We start from the raw sequence: 17489 nt of genomic DNA on the forward strand, positions 1-17489 counted from the left end.
GGAAGCAGCCGGCCGCCGTGACCTCGGCCAGGCCGGCCGCACGCAACGCCCGCGGCAGCGTACGGCCGTAGCGCAGGTCGGCGCCGCGGCGGGTCATCAACTCCCGGACGGCGCGCCGCAGCCGGTTGGCGCGCTGCTGTGCCGGGCCAACCTCATCGAGGCAGGCCAGCGGCTGCAGCTCGGTATCGGCGTCCTCGACCAACAGCCAGCCACCGGGGCGCAGCGCCGCCACCATCGTCGCCAACGCCCGGGCACGGTCGGGCACGTGGACGAGCACGAGCCGGGCGTGTACCAGGTCGAATGTGCCTGGCTGCGGCGGCGGGTCCCCGACGATGTCGTGCCGGAGCACCTCGTACCCGCCGTGCGGGTCCAACCAGGCCGGATTGATGTCCGTGGCCAGCACGTAACCGGTTGCTCCGACGGCCGTGGCCAGTGCCTCGGGAATGCTGGGGCCTCCGGCACCGACTTCCCAGCAGCGCGAGCCCGCCTTCACTCCGAGCCGGTCGAAGTGCCCCCGTGTGACACCGTCGAACAGCTCGGCCAGCCAGGTGAACCGCTCGCCCGCCTCCACCCGGGCGTTGTCGAGCAAGTAGCGGTGGTCCGGGGCAGACCCAGGGGTGTGCGGCGATGGGGGGCCGGATCCCGCGCCAGCAGTATTCACCGCCCCGCCTGAGGTTGTGTCCGGCTCGGACCCAGGGTCGGCGAGGGGTTGCGATGAACTCATGCCTACATCCTCACGACCTTCCGCATGCTGTGTCAGCGCGACATGGAATGAAACCAGACGGCCTCCAGGACGGGTAAAGCTCGAGGATCGGACCAGACCCTGGCACCGCGCCACTACAAAACGAATGCGCTCGAAGTACGCCAAAACGCGCTGCGTGGCGTAGGCCCCAGTTCTCAGTGTTGGTGTCGCCGGGCCGCTGGGTCGTGTTCGGCGGTGGTGCGGGCGGAGCACCGAGGCGGACGTAGCGGCCGAGGCTGGCCAGGTAAGGCCACCCGGAGCGGCGGCGGGACGCTCAGCCCGGGGCGGGCCACAGGCGGATGGTGCCGTCGATGAGGCGGCTGATCCGGCGGCCATCCTTGGACAGCTCCGCGACGACCGCCGTCCGCGTGCCGGGCACGAACCGCGTTTCCACATTCCCCGTCATCTCCACGAAGCCCACGCGGACCCGTCGCCCGACGTCCCAGTACTCGATGCCACCCATGTCCTCCAGACGCAACCTTCGCCCGTCGGACCTGAGCTCGACGCTTGCCCCCGTCGACACGGGGTGGCCGGTGTCGACGGAGCCGAGCAGGCTGCCGTCGTCCAGGCTCCACAGCCGGATCTCCCCGTTCGCGAGCACGCCCGCCAGCACGGCGTCGCCGATGTCCTGGGCGAGTACGCCGGGGAAGGTGAAGGCGCGCTGGGCTCCCCACAGCCGTGTGACCGCCAGCGGACCGCTCGGGCGACTCCAGCGGATCAGATACGCCCGGGTGCTGTCGACCGGCGCCACGGGCTCCGGGCTGTACCCGGTCAGCGGGCCGTCGAGGACCTTCCCCGTCGCGGAATCGAACAGCCACATATGCGTGCCGGCGTTCACCGTCACGAGGATCTTGCCGTCAGGGGTGAAGTGCGATGAACCGGCGATGCTCCCGTCCGGGCGTTCCACAACGTGGGCATCACGCTGCCCGGCACCCTGACGACGAGCACGCCGCCGTCCGGGTTGAACGTGGGGATGTCGGCCCCTGACGCCATGGGCCCACCGATCCGGGTGCAGCTGTGCGGCTCCCACAGCTGGTAGTCGCCGGGCTCCAGGCTGGTGAGCAGGACGCGGCCGTCAGGGCTGAAGCTCAGAACGGGGTCCTCGCTGATTCTGGGCAGGACGGTCCTGCAGAGCTCCGCCCCGGTCCGCAGGTCCAGGATCGACACGTTCACCTGCGATTCGAGCGTGGCCACCAGACGACCCGCGGTGCCGAAGGCCACCTCGTTGCCGTCGGGCAGGCTCCGGCCGATGGGATGTCCGGTCTCCAGGTCCCACAGCTGGATTCGCCCGTCCGCCCACCCCACCGCCATGGTTCGTCCGTCGGTGAGGAAGCGCATCAAGCCCGAGATGAACGGGCGGCGCCACACGCGTGACGAACCGCCTGAAGGGCTGTGAAATCATCGCCACAAGGAGCTCGAGCACACACGACCCCGTGAGCGTCCACATGGACGCTCGCCGCTCTGGTGGCACGCAGACTTGCCGAGGAACATTTCTCCGAGGACTTTCCGGTGATGCCCGTGGAGTACACGCTCAGGCCCGCCGGCTTCTTCGACCGCAACCCCGCGATCGGCCTCGCGCCCGCCGCAGGTGACGGGCACTGTCACGGGTGAGGCCGCGCTCCGGCGTGAGCTGGAGCGCGGCCCTCGGCGGAGCCGGCCCGGGTCGGGCCTCCCGTCTACAAATCGCTCTCCGCAAGAATCATCGTCCACGAGGCGGCGGGCAGCCGCGCCGTCAGCCGGTCGCCGTCAGCCTGTACGGCCAGCGGCTGCGGAAGGGCCTCCACCCGGTGCGGGTCGTCCCCGGCGGCGATCACCGAGGCCGACACCGGCCTGACCGCCGCCGGGAGCCGGGCGGTGAGGTCGAGGTCCTGGTCGGGCGACCGGTTGACGGCGAACAGCGCCACCCGGGACCCGTCGACGGTGGCCACCGCAGACAGCGCGGGCGCCTCGCCGTACCGTTCGGTCTCCAGGAGCGGCCCGGACGGCTCCACCCGCAGTACGGTGCCGCGCGCGTGCCGGGCCGTCAGCGCGAACGGGTGGAAGATCGTCTGACGCCAGGCCGGGCCGCCGGGCTCGGTCCTGATCGGCGCGATGATGTTGGCGAGCTGCGCCTGGCAGGCGATGCTCACCCGGTCGGCGTGCCGCAGCAGCGTGATCAGGAAGTCCCCCACCACCACGGCGTCGGCGGCGGTGAAGGTGTCCTCGATCAGCTCCGGCGCCTCCTGGAACGGCGAGCGCTCGCGCCCGGCGAACCGGCTCTGGTACCAGACGTTCCACTCGTCGAAGGACAGGTTGATCTTCTTCTTGCGCCGGAGCTTCGCCCCGATGTGGTCGGCCGTGGCCACGATGGCCGAGATGTAGCGGTCCATGTCCACGGCGCTGCAGAGGAAGCCGGGCAGGTCGCCGTTCTCCTCGTAGTAGTTGTGCAGCGACAGGTAGTCGACCGCGTCGTAGGCGTGTTCGAGCACGGTGGCCTCCCACGCGCCGAACGTCGGCATCCCGCTGTTGGAGCTGCCGCACAGCACCAGCTCGATGTCGGGGTCGACGAGCCGCATGGCCTTGGCCGTCTCGTTCGCGAGCCGTCCGTACTCGTGCGCGGTCTTGTGGCCGATCTGCCAGGGTCCGTCCATCTCGTTGCCGAGACACCAGAGCTTGATCCCGTACGGGTCGGTCACTCCGTGTTTGACCCGCAGGTCCGACCACCGTGTACCCGAGGGGTGGTTGGCGTATTCGAGCAGGTCACAGGCCTCCTGGAGGCCCCGGGTGCCGAGGTTGACGGCCATCATCGGCTCCACCCCGGCGGCCCGGGTCCAGGACATGAACTCGTTGAGCCCGAACGCGTTCGTCTCGATCTGCCGCCAGGCCAGGTCCAGCCGGGAGGGCCGGTCGGGGCCGACGCCGTCCTCCCAGCGGTAGCCGGAGACGAAGTTGCCTCCCGGGTAGCGGACCACGCTCACGCCCATCTCGCGGGTCAGCTCCAGCACGTCGGTGCGGAAGCCGTTGTCGTCCGCCGCCGGGTGGCCCGGTTCGTAGATGCCGGTGTAGACGCACCGGCCCATGTGCTCGACGAACGAGCCGAACAGGCGCCGGTTGACGGGCGCGATGCGGAAAGAGGGGTCAAGGGTCAGGTGTGCTTGTGGCACAGGTCAGGCTCCTCGGTAGACGCGTACGTAGTCGTAGTCGGCGTTGACGGCCGGCTGGGCCCCTCCGTGGGCGACCAGGCCGATGCGCACGGCCGTGTCCTTGGGGAAGGTCCAGACACCGCCCCAGGTCCAGGTCTTGCCGTCGCGGCTGGATCCGGCGCGGAACTCGTGCTCCCCGTTGGCCGGGTCCACGTGGTGCGCCAGCCGCAGCCAGGTGGTCTTCGCGGGCGGGCCGACGATGTTGCCGCCGTAGGACAGGCGGCCGGCGAAGGTCAGCTCGCGGCCGTACTCGACCTGGCGGGTGTTCCAGATGGCGACCTGGGACAGGCGGGCGAAGTCGTCGTCGGAGGCGTAGGCGACCAGCCCGGCCTGCTGGTAGTTGCGTACGGCGTCCTCGCCCAGGTCGAGCGTGACCTTGGTCTCCACGACGTAGTCGCCCTTGGGGGCCTCGCGCAGCAGCACCGACGCCTTGTTGCCGGTCCCGACCAGGTCGGCGCCCTGGACGGGCCAGCGCAGCACGCCCTCCTCGTTCCTGGCCGCGGCGTCCTGCCGGACCCAGGTCCAGCGGGAGTCGAGCGGCCCGTCGAACTCGTCGGCGTCCAGCAGCCTGCCCGTGCGCGGCGTCGGCGCCGCCTTGGTGACGGCCTTGAACAGCGGGGCGGCGGAGACGTTGTCGAAGTCGGCGCCCCCGTCGGAGACCAGCCCGATCGGGCCGTTCGCGCTGCCCGTGACGGTGACGCTCGCCTGCGGGTCACGGAGCCGGGCCTCGGTCACCTCGGCGGTGATCGTCCGTCCCTTGACGGTGACGGCCAGGTTGTGCCAGGTCGCGGCCCCTCCGGGCAACGCCACCGTACGGGACGCGCTGCCCGAGGCGAGCGTCAACCCGTCGGGAGAAACGACCGCGGTCGTGCCGCCGATGCGGATCCCGGCGGACTTGTCCGTCTTGAGGTCGGTCTCGACGCGGACGTCCCCGTCGAGCGACCTGCGGCTGATGAGCGTGCCCTGGCCGCGGACATGTCCATCCTGTACGGTCCAGCCGGCCGTGTTCCGCCAGCTCGACAGATCGCCCGCGAACCGATCGTCCACGACCCCGCGGGTCACCGGCGTCTCCCGTGACTGCTCGGAAGGCCCGGCCCCCGCGCGCACGGCCGGCCAGCCGTCGATCCAGTCCAGCCGGTCCAGCAGCATGGGCCGCTCGTTGATCCCGTACGGCTCGTCCAGGAACGGGTCGCTTCGATCGATGGCGTGGTAGAGCATCCAGTCCTGACCGGAAAGGTCGGTGAGCTGGGCGTGGTGGCCGGTGCCGATGAAGCGGTTGCCGTTCTGGTCCAGGACGGGGGTGCCACCGGCGCGTGAGGCCAGCAGCGGCACGCCTTCGCGGTCGACGAACGGCCCGCGCGGGCTGGTCGAGCGCCCGGCCAGCACCGAGTAGCCGGTGGTCGGCCCGGCGCAGCAGTTCGCCGAGGAGCCGAGCAGGTAGTAGTAGCCGTCGTGGCGCACCACGTACGCGCCCTCGAACTTGTTGTCGATCGCGACCTGCTGCGGCTGCCCGGTGGCGCGCAGCCCGTCGGCGGACAGCTCGGTCACCCACAGGCCGCCGAAGAACCCGCCGAAGTACAGGTACTTGCGCCCGTCCACGTCGGTGAACTGCGAGGGGTCGATCGTGTTCCAGTACGAGTTGCCCGAGGGACGCGGGGCGACGACCGGGGCGTCGATGTGCGTCCACGGCCCGGTCGGCGTGGGCGCCGTGGCGGCGCCGATCGAGTAGTCCCAGTTGGCGGGCGTGGTGGCGGTGTCGGTGACGGTGAAGTACATGACGTACCGGCCGCCGAGGTAACGGATGTCCGGTGCCCAGAACAGGCTGCCCGGCGCCGCGTACGGCGGCAGGTTGTCCGGCCCGAACGCGTCGCCCACGTAGGTCCAGTTGACCAGGTCGCCGGAGCGCGCGATCGGCAGCCTGTGCAGGACCTTCTCGCCCTCGCGCAGCGGGTCCGACGTGCCGTAGGAGTACCAGTAGCCGTCCTGCCCGCGGATCACCGACGGGTCGGCGAACGTGTCGGAGAAGGAGCCGGACACCGGATTGGTGAGGAGGGAGAGGATCAGTGTGGCGATGACAGCCAGGTGCATGTGTCAGCCCTTCAGGCCACTACGAGAGATGCCTTCGATGACGTACCGCTGGGTCAGACTGAAGAGGATCAGGACGGGGATGCTGGCCAGCACCGCGCCCGCCATGATCACCGGGTAGTGGATCGTGTACGCCCCCTGCAGGATCGACAGGCCCGGCGGCAGCGTGAAGTACTCGGGACTGAAGATCACGTAGATCGGCCAGATGAAGTCGTTCCAGTTGGACAGGAAGCTGAGCACGGCCAGCGTGGCCAGCGCGGGCCGCGACAGCGGCAGCGTGACCCGCCAGAAGATGTGCCAGTGGTTGGCGCCCTCCATCAGCGCGGCCTCGTCCAGCTCGCGCGGCAGCCCGAGGAAGAACTGCCGCAGGAAGAACACCCCGAACGCGCCCGCCGCCCCCGGCACGACGAGCGCGGTCAGGCTGTCCAGCCAGCCGAGCTGGTCGACGATCAGGAACTGCGGGATGAGGAAGACGAACCCCGGCACCAGCAGCGTGCCGACGATCATCCCGAACATCAGCTTCTTGCCGCGGAACTCCAGCCTGGCCAGCGCGTACGCGGCCAGCGACGACACCGCGAGCACCAGCAGCATGTGCCCTGTGGCGGCGATGAGACTGTTGGCGAACCAGCGCAGCACCGGCGTGTCCGTGGTGCCCTGGAAGACCGTTCCGTACGCGGACGTCGTCGGCTCGGTGGGCAGCAGCGTGGGCGGCACCCGGGTGGCCTCGGTCTGCGTCTTGAACGACACGCCCAGCGCCCACACCAGCGGCCCCACGAACAGCACGGCGAGGGCCACCAGGCCCGTGTAGCGCTTCATGACCGGGTCCTGAACAGCCGGAAGTTGGCCACGCTGACCAGGATCAGCAGCAGCGTGAGCAGGTAGCTCATGGCCGAGGCGCTGCCCATCTTGTACTCCCTGAGCCCCTGCTGGAGCATGTACATGATCGCGGTCCGCGTGTCCCCGCCCGGCGCCCCCTGGGTCAGCAGGTACGACTGCCCGAACATGTTCGCCGAGGCCAGGATCGTCGTCGTCACCACGAACAGCGCGACGGGCCGCAGCCCCGGCAGCGTGACGTGGACGAACTCGCCCCACCGCCCCGCGCCGTCCACCTTCGCCGCGTCGTACAGCTCGCGCGGGATGTCCTGCATCCCGGCCAGGTAGATCACCGCGTTGAACCCGAGCGTCCACCAGACCGTCACCCCGACCAGCGCGATCCAGGCCCACGGCGTCGCGGTGGTCCACGGGATCGGCGTGCCGAGTATCCAGTCGACCAGGCCGAGGTTCGGGTCGAGCAGCAGCCGCCACATCAGGCACACCACCGCCACGCCCAGCACGAACGGCGCGAAGAACAGCCCCCGGAACAGCGTCCTGCCCCGGAAGGGCCGGTTGAGCAGCAACGCCACCCCGAGCGGCAGCACGACCAGGAACGGCACGCTGAACAGGGTGAAGATCCCGGTCGCCCGCATCGACATCCAGAAGTCGCCGTAGACGGGCGACTGGTCGTCGAACAGCGCCGTGTAGTTGTCCAGGCCGACGAACGGCTTGCCCTCGAGCATGTAGTCCCAGTCGTGCAGGCTCACCCAGATCCCGAACAGGGCCGGGGCCAGCACGAACACGGAGAACAGGATCAGGTACGGCGCCAGGAACAGGTACGGCGTCGCCTTGCCCGATCGGGGAACGCCCGCCGTCCCCTTCGCTGAGATCGCGACCATCAGGCGCCGTACTTCTTCCGGTTGGCCTCAAGGATCTTGTCTGCCTTGGCGGCGGCCTCCGTGAGCGCGTCCTTGGGACTCTTCTTGAGCAGGATCGCCGCGTTGATCGCCTGGTCGACGACCGCGGAGGCGTCCCCGATGCCCGCCACCGACGGCAGGAAGTACAGGTAGTCGATCTGGGTGCCGATCGTGGCCTGCTCCTTCAGCGCCGCGAACTCCGCGCCGTCGCGGATCGACTTGCGCGCCGGCACCTGGCCGCCCTTGGCCCACTCCAGCGAGTGGCCGCTGATCCAGTTGATGAACACCTTGGCCGCGGTCAGCTTGTTCTGGTCGGGCGTACGCTGCTTGAACACCACGAACTGGTGCGAGCCCGCCCACGCCGCCGGCTTCGACCCGATCTGCGGGAGCGGCGCGACACCCCACTCCAGGTTCTTGATCTCCTTGAGCGTGTTGATGGACCAGATGCCGTTCCAGTTGAAGGCGGCCTTGCCGTTCTGCAGGGCGATGAAGTCGGCGTCCTGACCGACGTTCTTGGGGCTGTAGCCCTTGTTGACGAGGTCGACGAGCCAGGTCAGGGCCTGCACGCCGGGGTCCTCGGCGAAGCGCGAGGCGCTGGCGTCGTCGGCGAACAACTGGCCGCCGTTCTGGTAGAGCAGCGTCCCGAACTGCATGCTTCCGGTGAACGGGAACGGCGTGGCCCAGTGCCCCTGGATGCCCGCCTTCTTCAGCGCCTCCAGCGCCGCCATGTAGTCCTCGCCGGTCTTGGGCGGCTGCTCCGGGTCGAGCCCGGCCTTCTTCATGACCGTCTTGTTGTAGAACATGCCGAGCGGGTGCACGTCGAGCGGGATCGAGTAGCGCGCGCCCTTGTAGACGCCGGCCTTCCAGACCGGCGGGGAGAAGTCCGCCTCGGTGAGGCTGAGCGCGTTGGCCACGTCGTCGAGGGGCAGGACCACCTGCCGGGCCGCGTTGGTGGCGACGCTGTCGACGTGCATGATGCCGAGGTCAGGGCCTTGACCCGCGGAGACGGCCGCGGGGACCTTCGCGTAGTAGTCGGCCCACTGGTAGACGTTCATCGACACCTTGATGTTCTGGTGCTCGGCGTTGAACTGGTCCACCAGCTTCTTCATGAACGGGCCGTCGCCGCCGGTGAAGCCGTTCCAGAACTTCAGCGAGACCGAGGGACCGGTGTATTCGGTGGGCGCCGCCGTGGTGGCCGGCGCCTGCGCCTGCTTGGGACCGCCGCCTCCGCCACAGCCCGCGGCGCCGATGACCAGTGCGCCGAGGCCCAGGCCCAGTACGCGCCGCCTGGGGAGATTGTCGAGGGACATGCCAGATCACTCCTGCCCGTGAGGTTACGGACGTTTTACATCGTTGGTTCCAACGTTGTAAATTGCCTGGCGCCAGTTCGTTACATCGTTGTAAACCAGGTAGGGTTCCGATGGCGAAGGGGGCATGGTGCGGCCGAGGCTGAAGGACGTCGCCGAACTGGCCGGGGTGTCGATCAAGACCGTGTCCAACGTGGTCAACGACTATCCCCATGTCAGTGGCGAGACACGGGCCCGGGTGGAGGCGGCGATAGCCGAGCTCTCCTACCGGCCGAACCTGTCGGCGCGCAGCCTGCGCGCGGGCCGCTCCGGCGTGGTCGCGCTGGCGGTGCCGGACCTGGACAACCCCTACTTCGCCGAACTGGCCACGAACGTCATCGAGGCGGCCGACCGGCGGGGCTGGACCGTGCTCATCGACCAGACCCAGGGCGACCGGGCCAAGGAACGCGTGGTGATCTCCGGGATCCGCGACCACCTCATCGACGGGCTGCTGTTCAGCCCGCTCGCGCTCACGGGCAAGGACCTGGCCGGGCGCGACGAGCGTACGCCGATGGTGCTGCTCGGGGAGCGCATCGGGACGGGCCGCTCGCCGTACGATCACGTCGGCATCGACAACGTGGCCGCCGCGCGGGCGGCCACCCTGCACCTGGCCGAGCAGGGCAGGCGCAGGATCGCCGCCATCGGCGTGCAGCGCACGGCCGTCGCCGCGACGGGCCGCCTGCGGCTGAAGGGCTTCCGGCAGGCGCTCGCCGAGGCCGGCCTCCCCGCCGACCCGTCACTGGTCGCGCCGGTCGCCCGCTGGGGGCGCGCCGACGGCGCCGAGGCCATGAGCCGCCTGCTCGACTCCGGCGCGCCGGACGCGGTCTTCTGCTTCAACGACACGCTCGCGCTGGGCGCCCTGCGGACGCTGCTCAAGCGGGGGTACGAGGTGCCGGGCGACGTGCTGGTGATGGGGTTCGACGACATCCAGGACGGCCGGTTCGCCACGCCCACGCTGTCGACCGTGGCGCCCGACAAGGCGCTGATCGCGCAGTCGGCGGTGGACCTGCTGGCCGAGCGGCTGAGCGGCGGGACGGACAAGGCGCACGAGGTGTGCGTGCCGCATCGACTGGCATTTCGGGAGAGTACGGATTTGTCCGGGCAAGAGCATCCCCGGCACCCAGCTCACGCTTGATGCCGGAGACGGTCGGCGGGCGGACGGTGCTTCACCGGCGCGGCGTCGGGAAATGTCGGTCACACACATCTGCTGTGGGTCGGGGGAACGCTGGCGAACGTGATCGTTTTGCGCCGGCTCACCCGGGCCCGCAGGACGAGGCATCCGCGCATCTTGTACGCGTTGACGAGCCGGCTCCGAGCGCTGTCATACAGATAGGCGAAGGCCAGCAGGCAGAAGGCGGCGACCACCTTGTGCGGGATCCTGGAGCAGATGAGCTGGGCCCCGGCCTGGGCGGTCCACTCCCTGGCGTCCAGGGCGGTCTTGATCTTCGCGGTCTGAGCCCGGCTGAAGTAGTACCGGCAGGAGAGATCCCGGCACTGCAGCCCCACGGAGGCGGCCGTGTCCCGGGCGGTCGTCGCCCGACGCCTCCGCCGCCGACCTGGCGATGAAGACGACCTGGAGCGTCAGGCCCGCCCACGGCGCGATGCGGTGGCTCCCACCCGAGCCGCGCCGCTTCGCTTCGCCGAGTCCCGCGAAGCCACCCGGGCCAGCCCGGGCCGTGCAGGAGGCGGGGGCTATGGTGGGACCTCCTTGTGAAGCTTGTGAAGGGACACCGGCACGCAGGTCCCGAGCCGCTCGGCTCTGCTCGGCCACGCGTTGCGGAGAAAGGGGATGGGCTGCCGCATGGTGGGAAAGCCGCACTACCGGCGTGTTGTTGTGTTCGGGGCGGGATATATCGGTCTGGTGACCGGTGCCTGTCTCGCCGACCTCGGCCACCAGGTGGTGGTCCGGGACATCGACCCGGAGAAGATCAGGCTGTTGCAGGCCGGCGATGTGCCGATCTACGAGCCGGGCCTGGGCGACATGATCGCCCGGAACAAGGAACGGCTGAGCTTCACGCTGGACCTGGCCGAGGCCGTCACCGGTGCCGAGATCGCCTATGTCTGCGTGGACACGCCGCCGTCGGCTTCCGGCGATGCGGACCTGTCACGGGTCTGGTCGGTGGTGACGGCCCTGAAGGACGCCGCTCACCTGCGGGCCGTGGTGGTCAAGTCCACCGTGCCGGTGGGCACCGGCAGCCAGGTGCGAGCCGCGCTTGATGCCGCCGGGCTCGGCCACGTCGGCTATGCCGCGAACCCGGAGTTCACCGCTGAGGGCCGCGCGGTCAGCGACTTCATGCATCCCGACCGCATCGTCATCGGGACGTCCGACGAAGCGACCGCCCGCCTGCTCACCGAGCTGCACGAGGGCGTGGACGGGCCGGTCGCGGTGATGAGCGTGCGCTCGGCGGAGATGGTGAAGCTCGCGGCGAACGCGCTGCTCGCCACCAAGATCAGCTTCATCAATGAGATCGCCACCTTGTGCGAGAAGACCGGGGCCGACGTCGAGGAGGTGGCTCACGCCGTCGGACTGGATCACCGCCTGGGACCGCACTTCCTGCGGCCCGGCATCGGCTGGGGCGGCTCGTGCTTCCCCAAGGACAGCGAGGCGCTGCGGCAGCTGGCCAACAACACCGGCTACCACCTGCAGCTGCTGTCAGCGGTGATCGAGGTCAACAATCTGCAGAAGCGGCGGGCGATCCAGAAGCTCAAGGACGAGCTCGGCACGCTGGCGGGTGCGCGGGTGGCACTGCTCGGCCTGACGTTCAAGCCGGGGACGGACGACATGCGCGAGGCGCCCAGCACCGTCCTGGCGGCCCGGCTGCTCGCCGAGGGGGCCGAGGTGCACTGCTGGGATCCGATGGCCCGCCCGCCCGCGGCCGAGCCCTGGACGTCGACAACGCGCCATGCGAGCGTGGAGCAGGCACTGGAGGGCGCGGACGCGGCGATCATCGTCACCGAGTGGTCGCAGCTCACCCAGGTCGACTGGACGCAAGCCGCCGCGACGATGCGCCGGCCGGTGCTGTTCGACGGCCGGAACCTGCTGGACCCGGCGACGATGCGGGCCGCCGGCTACCACTACCTCAGCGTCGGCCGCCCCTGACGCGCGTGACGCTCGCCTCCTGATCCGCCCGTTATCCCGGCGGGCGGATCAGGGGAGACCGACCGGGCGACGGCGGCTGATCGGGTGAGACCGGCCCGCCGGGCGACGGTGGGCGGATCAGGGGAGACCGGCCCGCCGCGGCGACCGGGCCGGCCCGGCTGGGGATGCTCTTCACCGACCCTGCTCACGCCCTGCGGGAGCGGGTGCTCTGGGGGCTCCTGTACGACACGGCCGCCCGGGTCGAGGAAATTGCCACCCGCAACGTCGAGAACCTCGGTCCGGAGTTCCGCCGAGCCCGGGTGGCCATCAGCTCCGACATTCGGCGCTGCGACATCTCGTCCAGGCCGGCCGCACCGCCCCCGAACTCCGGGCCAAGAGCCGCCGCCAGCACCGCTGCCAGGCCGACGGCGTGTGCGGCGCAAGGCGCCTACTCGTGAGGTCGGTGCCGGCCAGGGGCTGCGCGGCGGGCCGGACGATCAGGCGGGAACTTTCCCTCCCCGACCCTCACCTGCCCGCCCCCAGCACGCCGCACCTGGACGATGCCGCCGGCCGAGTTCTCCCCTTCGTCGTCGCGTCATAGCTCGCAGGTCTTGCCGTTGTCCGTGATTGCAAGGCCCCCGACCGAACGCGCTGGGAGGCATTTATTGTGTGCCATTCTTTCGCGGGCTCGACTCAGCGGAGATGCCGCAAACAGAATCGGCTCCAAAGAGGCGTTTGGGTGAGCCCGGCTGACGTCGCAGGACATTAGAGTGCCGCTCTTCCGTTTTGCTTCCGTCCATCTTCCGTCGCAGGTGAGCGATGGAATAATCGCCAGGGAAGCCGTTTTCCTCCGCCGATCGAACGAAGGGGATTGCTGTCGGAGCGGTTGCAGAATTCGCCGCAGCCCGCGGATGTCGGGCGAATCTGCTATACCTCTCAAGGCCGCGCGAAATGTGCGCGGCATTAACGGTCGCGGAGTGCCTGACACAGGTCGGTAATCACCGCGTCGTCGAGACGCACAACGTTCCGGAAAGGGATCCGCATGTCCATGTACGAACGGCAAGCCCCCACCCAATTCGAAGACCGGCGCGTCGCCGGCGCCCCCCAGAGGCCGGCGAACTTAACCCGAGCGGTGTACGCGGCCATCGCCACCGCGGCGCTCAACGTGATCAGCGCCATCGGAATCATCGTCTCCGGCACAGAGGCGATCAAAGAGCAGATCGCCGCGAATTCGGACATGGGCTCTGCCGCCGTGAGCCTCGACGAGGTCGACATCCAGAGCGACCGGTTCGAGGCGCTCCAGATGATCTACTCCGGGCTCGCCTACAGCACGATCTTCTGGTCGCTCGTGCTCGTACTGCTCGCCTGGCTGGCGCTGCGCGGCGGCACCGCCGTCCGGATCTTCGCCACCATCATCGTCATCTTCTCCGTCCTGTTCAAGGCGGGGAGCCTGTTCATCACCCTGCCCACCCTCACGCTGGTCGCCGACGTGCTCGTCGCTGTGCTGGGTGTGGCCGCGACCATCTTGTTCTTCGGTGCCGGTGGCAAGGCCGCCCGCCAGGGAAGGTGACCCGCTCCGCCTTATGGCTGGGACCCCAATGCCCGGGTTCGAGCCATAAGGCGTGCAGCCGCACCACTGGAGCGGCGCCACCACCGCTGCGGATTGTCGGTCGGCGACCGCGAGTGTCGTGGTTCGCGGAATGGCCTTGCCGCTCGCGCGAGGGCGCTCATCCTGGGCGGCGCGCCACGCGGCATGTGTCGCGCTCTCTCCCGACCAGTCGTTTGAGGCCCTGGCGTGTCGCTCGCCTTAAGTGACTAATCAACTACTGACTGTGCATGATTAGGGGGTTGTCTTCTTAGAAGGGATCCGCTATGCGTTCCATCCTCGCCCTGCTGACCGTGGCCGCCACGGCCGTCACGCTCACCGCCACCCCGGCCACCGCCGCCTCGGGAGCCGTGATCATCAGCAACCTCGGCGAGCCTGCGTGGGGGATCGGGGACCCACAGCCCGGCGACTGCCACGACCTCGGCCCGGGCTACCACGCCGTGATCAACGAAACCGACGGCCCGATCCTGGTCTACTCCGACCATTCTTGTGCGGGGGAGCCCATGCTCGTGCACGCCTACGACAGAACCCAATACGGCCTGCACTACTCCTTCGAGGCGATGACCTGACCACCGCTGTCATAACCGCGCGGCCGCACTGCGCCTTTTCCGGAGCGGTGCGGCCGGCTTGGCAGAACGCCCCTTGCCGGGCGACGCGATCCGGCTAGACGCGCCGCATGCTCAAGGCGATGCCCCGGCCGGCGAAGAAGGACGCGAACACCTCGATGGGGAGCCTCGCCCGGCGGGCGTCGGGGGTGTGTCCGGATGGGTTGTGCAGATGCAGCAGCCCGTGGTCGTGGCCGGTGATGAGGACCAGGTGCCCGCCGCGGCCGGGTGCGGGCATCTCGGGCCGGCGGATCTCCTTGTGGACGGAGGCGATCACCAGGTGCCCGTCCGCAAGCAGGTCGGGCAGTTCGGCCGCTGCGAGATGCGGGTGTACGTCGGCGGGCATGCCGTGCTCGGCGCGCACGTAGTCGGCGAACGGGGCGTAGATCAGGCCCTTGATCTGGCCGTCGTCACCCTCGACGTAACCGCCGTAGTCGCGGCAGCCGCGCAGAAGCTCCAGAAGGGACGGCGCGTGGCCATCGCGATGATCAAGGGCCATGTGCAGGCAGGCCATCCCGCAGCAGTGCCCGCACCAGCGGCCGTACTCCGCCTGGGTGCGCGCTCCCGAAAGGCGCCATCGTGGATCGTCGGCGGGATCGGCTCCGTCGTAGACGATGGCGCCGATCCGATCTGCGCTCATGTACTGGGTGTACAGGGTGACACCCTCATGAACTGCCTGCTGACTGCTGCCCACTCCGGGCGTGCAGGCCAGACACCCCACCATCTCTCCCAGCAGCGGTTGCGCGGCCGACCGGCGACCGGAACGTGGTCCAGGAGATGTCGCCCCCGGACAGGACCACGTCCATTGTGCCGGAAGTGATCTCGATCTGCCGCCGCTACCGGGCTCGGCGACGACCTGGTCGATGTCGGACGGCAGTGACGGCAAGGTGCCGGCTCCGTACACCGGCCCCCGCGACCGACCCGGCCGCGGGCTCGGACGGAGGTTGTCGCACCTAGTGTCGAACCCCTGGTCGAAGGCGTTATGATCAAAGCGACATTACGCCTGCGACGAGGAACGATGTCGAGCATCAAAGAGGTCGCCCGGCTCGCCGGGGTCTCCGTCGGCACGGTGAGCAATGTGCTCAACCGGCCCGACATGGTGGCCCCCGACACCCGGCTGCGGGTGCGGGCCGCGATCGCCCGCCTCGGCTACGTGCGCAACGGCTCCGCCCGGCAACTGCGGGCCGGTCACAGCCGGACCATCGGCGTGGTCGCGCTCGACCTGGCCAACCCGTTCTTCATCGACGTGCTGCGCGGCGTCGAGACCGCCGCGCAGCGGGCCGAGCTCACCGTGATGGTCTTCAACAGCAACAAGGACGCCGGCCGTGAGGCGGGGCTGCTGGAGACGTTCGAGGAGCAGCGTCCGCTGGGCGTCCTGATCACGCCGGTCAACGACAGCGCCGAGGAGGAGCGGCTGCGCCGGCTCGTCTCGCGCGGCATCCCGGTGGTGCGCTTCGACAGCTCGGCCCCGCACAGCCACGGTTGCGCGGTCGCGGTCGACGACGTGCTCGGTGGGCGGCTGGCCGGTCGGCACCTGCGGGAGCGGGGGCACCGCCACATCGCCTTCGCCGGCGGGCCGTTCACCGTCCGCCAGGTGCGGGAGCGGCACGAGGGGCTGTCCGCAGCGCTCTCGCCGGACGACCGGCTGACCGTCATCCCCCTGCCCGACCTCACCATCGCCACCGGGCGGCTGGCCGGCGAGGAGATCGCCGCCCGGCCGCCGTCCGAGCGGCCCACCGCGGTCTTCTGCGCCAACGACCTGGTGGCCATCGGGGTGCTGCAGGAGATGACGCAGCGCGGGCTGCGGGTCCCGGACGACCTGGCCATCCTCGGGTACGACGACATCGACTTCGCCGCGGCGGCCGCCGTGCCGCTGTCGTCCATCCGGCAGCCGCGCGAGCAGCTCGGCCACACGGCGGCCGTGATGTTGCTGGAGGAGGCCAACCGGCCGGTCGGCCACGAGCACCGCCAGGTGATCTTCCAGCCCGATCTGGTGGCACGCGCCTCCACCAGGTAACCCCCCGCGATCGCGCCGCCGCACGCGCTCCCGGCCGACGGCGGCACGAAGCTGCTCGGCATCGACTTCTCCCGGCTCCTGCCCGGGCACCACGACGACGGCTCCTCCGACGTCATCAAGGGCGTGCCCGGCAGCCCGGGACGGGTGACCGCGCCCGCGCGCATCATCCACGGCCCCGGCGAGTTCGACCGGATGCGCCCGGGCGACGTCCTGGTCGCGAGGATCACCACCCCCGCGTGGACCTCGCTGTTCGCGCTCGCCTCCGCCGTGGTCACCGACGTCGGAGGCCCGCTCAGCCACAGCTCGATCGTCGCCCGCGAATACGGCATCCCGGCCGTCCTCGGCACCGGCGCGGCCACCGGGCGCCTTGCCGACGGCCGGCGGGTCGTCGTCGACGCCGGACCGGTATCTCGACTGGCTCGGCCAGGCGGGTTTCCTGGGCTGACGCGCCGTGACGGGGCTACCGGCCGGCGTCCCAGCCGTAGGTCTTCATGAGCCGGGCCGCCACCCGCGCGAAGCGGTCGCCGTCGAGCACCGCGCCCTCGCGCCGGATGTCGTCCTCGTCCAGCACGAACACCCGGTCCAGCCGTACGTACGAAACCCGCTCGTCCCGGCCCCAGGCGCCGAGCTCCACCCAGTCGGGCCCGTCGTCGCCCTTGCTGGAGAGCATCACGCCGAGGAGCCGGCGCCCGGTCCGGCCCACGACCAGCAGGGGGCGGTCCTTGCCGCGGGACGGGTCCTCCTCGTAAGGGACCCAGGCCCAGACGATCTCCCCCGGGTCGGCCAGGCCGTCGAGGTCGGGGGAGTAGGACAGGGTGGCCGAGTCGCCGAGGGAGTGGATCTCGCGTACCGCGCCCCGGACGGGCCGGGGGTCCTCACCTAGATCGCGCATTGGGGGAGCCTACGGCGGCGCGCCGCCGAAATCCAGCCGGGCCCGGAGAGGCCGGCTCGCCCGTCATGACGCCGTGATAGTGGCCGACCAGCTCCTCGCACACGGAGGCCCAGTCACGGCCGCGGACCGACTCCCTGGCCTGCCGGGACATGCGGGCGCGGCGATCGGGGTCCGCGGCGAGGGCGGCGACGGCCGCGCGCAGCGC

Annotated in this window: 19 protein-coding genes and 1 pseudogene; 8 read left to right on the forward strand and 12 right to left on the reverse strand. The window is 70.1% G+C overall.

Annotated elements, in window-relative coordinates; genetic code table 11:
- The 3 genes from ACWDX9_RS46330 to ACWDX9_RS46340 all read right to left on the reverse strand — a co-directional run.
- The coding region (locus tag ACWDX9_RS46330; RefSeq protein WP_449966727.1) for a methyltransferase domain-containing protein at window positions 1-589 on the reverse strand (589 nt) is incomplete at its 3' end.
- A 427-nt stretch (window positions 590-1016) separates the two neighbouring features.
- On the reverse strand, window positions 1017-1580 hold the full coding sequence (locus ACWDX9_RS46335) for a hypothetical protein (protein ID WP_449966730.1): 564 nt from the start codon (window positions 1578-1580) through the stop codon (window positions 1017-1019).
- 2 nt (window positions 1581-1582) lie between these two features.
- On the reverse strand, window positions 1583-2080 hold the full coding sequence (locus tag ACWDX9_RS46340; protein WP_449966733.1) for a WD40 repeat domain-containing protein: 498 nt from the start codon (window positions 2078-2080) through the stop codon (window positions 1583-1585).
- Between the two features lie 126 nt (window positions 2081-2206).
- Here ACWDX9_RS46340 and ACWDX9_RS46345 point away from each other — a divergent pair, with 126 nt between their 5' ends.
- Window positions 2207-2353: a hypothetical protein gene (locus ACWDX9_RS46345; protein ID WP_449966735.1), complete on the forward strand. Its 147-nt coding sequence runs from the start codon at window positions 2207-2209 to the stop codon at window positions 2351-2353.
- Window positions 2354-2418: 65 nt separating this feature from the next.
- Here ACWDX9_RS46345 and arfA read toward each other — a convergent pair whose 3' ends face one another.
- The 5 genes from arfA to ACWDX9_RS46370 are packed head-to-tail and all read right to left on the reverse strand — an operon-like array spanning window position 2419 to window position 9049.
- Entirely contained in the window at window positions 2419-3885 is a 1467-nt protein-coding gene (gene arfA, locus ACWDX9_RS46350; protein ID WP_449966738.1) for an arabinosylfuranosidase ArfA, read from the reverse strand.
- Window positions 3886-3888: 3 nt separating this feature from the next.
- Entirely contained in the window at window positions 3889-6012 is a 2124-nt protein-coding gene (locus ACWDX9_RS46355; protein ID WP_449966740.1) for a family 43 glycosylhydrolase, read from the reverse strand.
- 3 nt (window positions 6013-6015) lie between these two features.
- The gene (locus tag ACWDX9_RS46360) at window positions 6016-6825 is read right to left on the reverse strand and encodes a carbohydrate ABC transporter permease (protein ID WP_449966742.1); all 810 of its coding nucleotides are present in this window, start codon (window positions 6823-6825) and stop codon (window positions 6016-6018) included.
- Entirely contained in the window at window positions 6822-7721 is a 900-nt protein-coding gene (locus tag ACWDX9_RS46365) for a carbohydrate ABC transporter permease (RefSeq protein ID WP_449966744.1), read from the reverse strand. The genes ACWDX9_RS46360 and ACWDX9_RS46365 overlap by 4 nt, the downstream gene beginning before the upstream one ends.
- Window positions 7721-9049, reverse strand: coding sequence for an ABC transporter substrate-binding protein (locus ACWDX9_RS46370; RefSeq protein ID WP_449966747.1), 1329 nt, complete (start codon window positions 9047-9049; stop codon window positions 7721-7723). Before ACWDX9_RS46370 ends, ACWDX9_RS46365 begins: the two co-directional genes overlap by 1 nt.
- A 124-nt stretch (window positions 9050-9173) precedes the next feature.
- Here ACWDX9_RS46370 and ACWDX9_RS46375 point away from each other — a divergent pair, with 124 nt between their 5' ends.
- On the forward strand, window positions 9174-10220 hold the full coding sequence (locus ACWDX9_RS46375; RefSeq protein WP_449966749.1) for a LacI family DNA-binding transcriptional regulator: 1047 nt from the start codon (window positions 9174-9176) through the stop codon (window positions 10218-10220).
- A 59-nt stretch (window positions 10221-10279) separates the two neighbouring features.
- Here ACWDX9_RS46375 and ACWDX9_RS46380 read toward each other — a convergent pair whose 3' ends face one another.
- The gene (locus ACWDX9_RS46380) at window positions 10280-10591 is read right to left on the reverse strand and encodes a hypothetical protein (RefSeq protein ID WP_449966751.1); all 312 of its coding nucleotides are present in this window, start codon (window positions 10589-10591) and stop codon (window positions 10280-10282) included.
- 295 nt (window positions 10592-10886) lie between these two features.
- On the opposite strand from ACWDX9_RS46380, the gene ACWDX9_RS46385 reads away from it, so the two are divergent.
- The 4 genes from ACWDX9_RS46385 (at window position 10887) to ACWDX9_RS46400 (ending at window position 14339) form a co-directional block, all read left to right on the forward strand.
- Window positions 10887-12185: a UDP-glucose dehydrogenase family protein gene (locus ACWDX9_RS46385; protein ID WP_449966753.1), complete on the forward strand. Its 1299-nt coding sequence runs from the start codon at window positions 10887-10889 to the stop codon at window positions 12183-12185.
- A gap of 164 nt (window positions 12186-12349) precedes the next feature.
- On the forward strand, window positions 12350-12622 hold the full coding sequence (locus ACWDX9_RS46390) for a hypothetical protein (RefSeq protein WP_449966756.1): 273 nt from the start codon (window positions 12350-12352) through the stop codon (window positions 12620-12622).
- A 674-nt stretch (window positions 12623-13296) separates the two neighbouring features.
- Window positions 13297-13734 carry a hypothetical protein gene (locus ACWDX9_RS46395; protein WP_449966758.1) on the forward strand — a complete coding sequence of 146 codons (438 nt, stop codon included), beginning with the start codon at window positions 13297-13299 and terminating at the stop codon, window positions 13732-13734.
- 302 nt (window positions 13735-14036) lie between these two features.
- Window positions 14037-14339 (forward strand): hypothetical protein, encoded by a 303-nt coding sequence (locus ACWDX9_RS46400; RefSeq protein ID WP_449966760.1) that lies wholly within the window; start codon window positions 14037-14039, stop codon window positions 14337-14339.
- Between the two features lie 94 nt (window positions 14340-14433).
- Here ACWDX9_RS46400 and ACWDX9_RS46405 read toward each other — a convergent pair whose 3' ends face one another.
- A complete protein-coding gene (locus ACWDX9_RS46405) occupies window positions 14434-15015 on the reverse strand; it encodes a peptidase (RefSeq protein WP_449966762.1) in 582 nt (193 codons plus the stop codon).
- Window positions 15016-15393: 378 nt separating this feature from the next.
- Here ACWDX9_RS46405 and ACWDX9_RS46410 point away from each other — a divergent pair, with 378 nt between their 5' ends.
- On the forward strand, window positions 15394-16392 hold the full coding sequence (locus ACWDX9_RS46410) for a LacI family DNA-binding transcriptional regulator (protein WP_449966764.1): 999 nt from the start codon (window positions 15394-15396) through the stop codon (window positions 16390-16392).
- Window positions 16393-16515: 123 nt separating this feature from the next.
- The gene (locus ACWDX9_RS46415; protein WP_449966766.1) at window positions 16516-16887 is read left to right on the forward strand and encodes a PEP-utilizing enzyme; all 372 of its coding nucleotides are present in this window, start codon (window positions 16516-16518) and stop codon (window positions 16885-16887) included.
- Here the strand turns inward: ACWDX9_RS46415 and ACWDX9_RS46420 are convergent.
- Window positions 16853-17284, reverse strand: a complete 432-nt coding sequence (locus tag ACWDX9_RS46420; protein WP_350734816.1) for a type II toxin-antitoxin system PemK/MazF family toxin — start codon at window positions 17282-17284, stop codon at window positions 16853-16855. The genes ACWDX9_RS46415 and ACWDX9_RS46420 overlap by 35 nt on opposite strands.
- A pseudogene (locus ACWDX9_RS46425) lies at window positions 17268-17489 on the reverse strand (hypothetical protein); the annotation flags it as partial. The pseudogene ACWDX9_RS46425 and the gene ACWDX9_RS46420, both read right to left, overlap by 17 nt.

Source organism: Nonomuraea sp. NPDC003201 (assembly GCF_053590415.1).

Bases quoted from the DNA above. Each gene is read 5' to 3' on its own strand.
- ACWDX9_RS46390 (WP_449966756.1), top strand. From the start codon at position 12,350: ATGCTCTTCACCGACCCTGCTCACGCCCTGCGGGAGCGGGTGCTCTGG.
- ACWDX9_RS46375 (WP_449966749.1), top strand. From the start codon at position 9,174: ATGGTGCGGCCGAGGCTGAAGGACGTCGCCGAACTGGCCGGGGTGTCG.
- ACWDX9_RS46420 (WP_350734816.1), bottom strand. From the start codon at position 17,284: ATGCGCGATCTAGGTGAGGACCCCCGGCCCGTCCGGGGCGCGGTACGC.
- ACWDX9_RS46340 (WP_449966733.1), bottom strand. From the start codon at position 2,080: ATGCGCTTCCTCACCGACGGACGAACCATGGCGGTGGGGTGGGCGGAC.
- ACWDX9_RS46370 (WP_449966747.1), bottom strand. From the start codon at position 9,049: ATGTCCCTCGACAATCTCCCCAGGCGGCGCGTACTGGGCCTGGGCCTC.
- ACWDX9_RS46410 (WP_449966764.1), top strand. From the start codon at position 15,394: ATGTCGAGCATCAAAGAGGTCGCCCGGCTCGCCGGGGTCTCCGTCGGC.
- ACWDX9_RS46400 (WP_449966760.1), top strand. From the start codon at position 14,037: ATGCGTTCCATCCTCGCCCTGCTGACCGTGGCCGCCACGGCCGTCACG.
- ACWDX9_RS46360 (WP_449966742.1), bottom strand. From the start codon at position 6,825: ATGAAGCGCTACACGGGCCTGGTGGCCCTCGCCGTGCTGTTCGTGGGG.
- ACWDX9_RS46355 (WP_449966740.1), bottom strand. From the start codon at position 6,012: ATGCACCTGGCTGTCATCGCCACACTGATCCTCTCCCTCCTCACCAAT.
- ACWDX9_RS46385 (WP_449966753.1), top strand. From the start codon at position 10,887: ATGGTGGGAAAGCCGCACTACCGGCGTGTTGTTGTGTTCGGGGCGGGA.
- ACWDX9_RS46365 (WP_449966744.1), bottom strand. From the start codon at position 7,721: ATGGTCGCGATCTCAGCGAAGGGGACGGCGGGCGTTCCCCGATCGGGC.
- ACWDX9_RS46405 (WP_449966762.1), bottom strand. From the start codon at position 15,015: ATGAGCGCAGATCGGATCGGCGCCATCGTCTACGACGGAGCCGATCCC.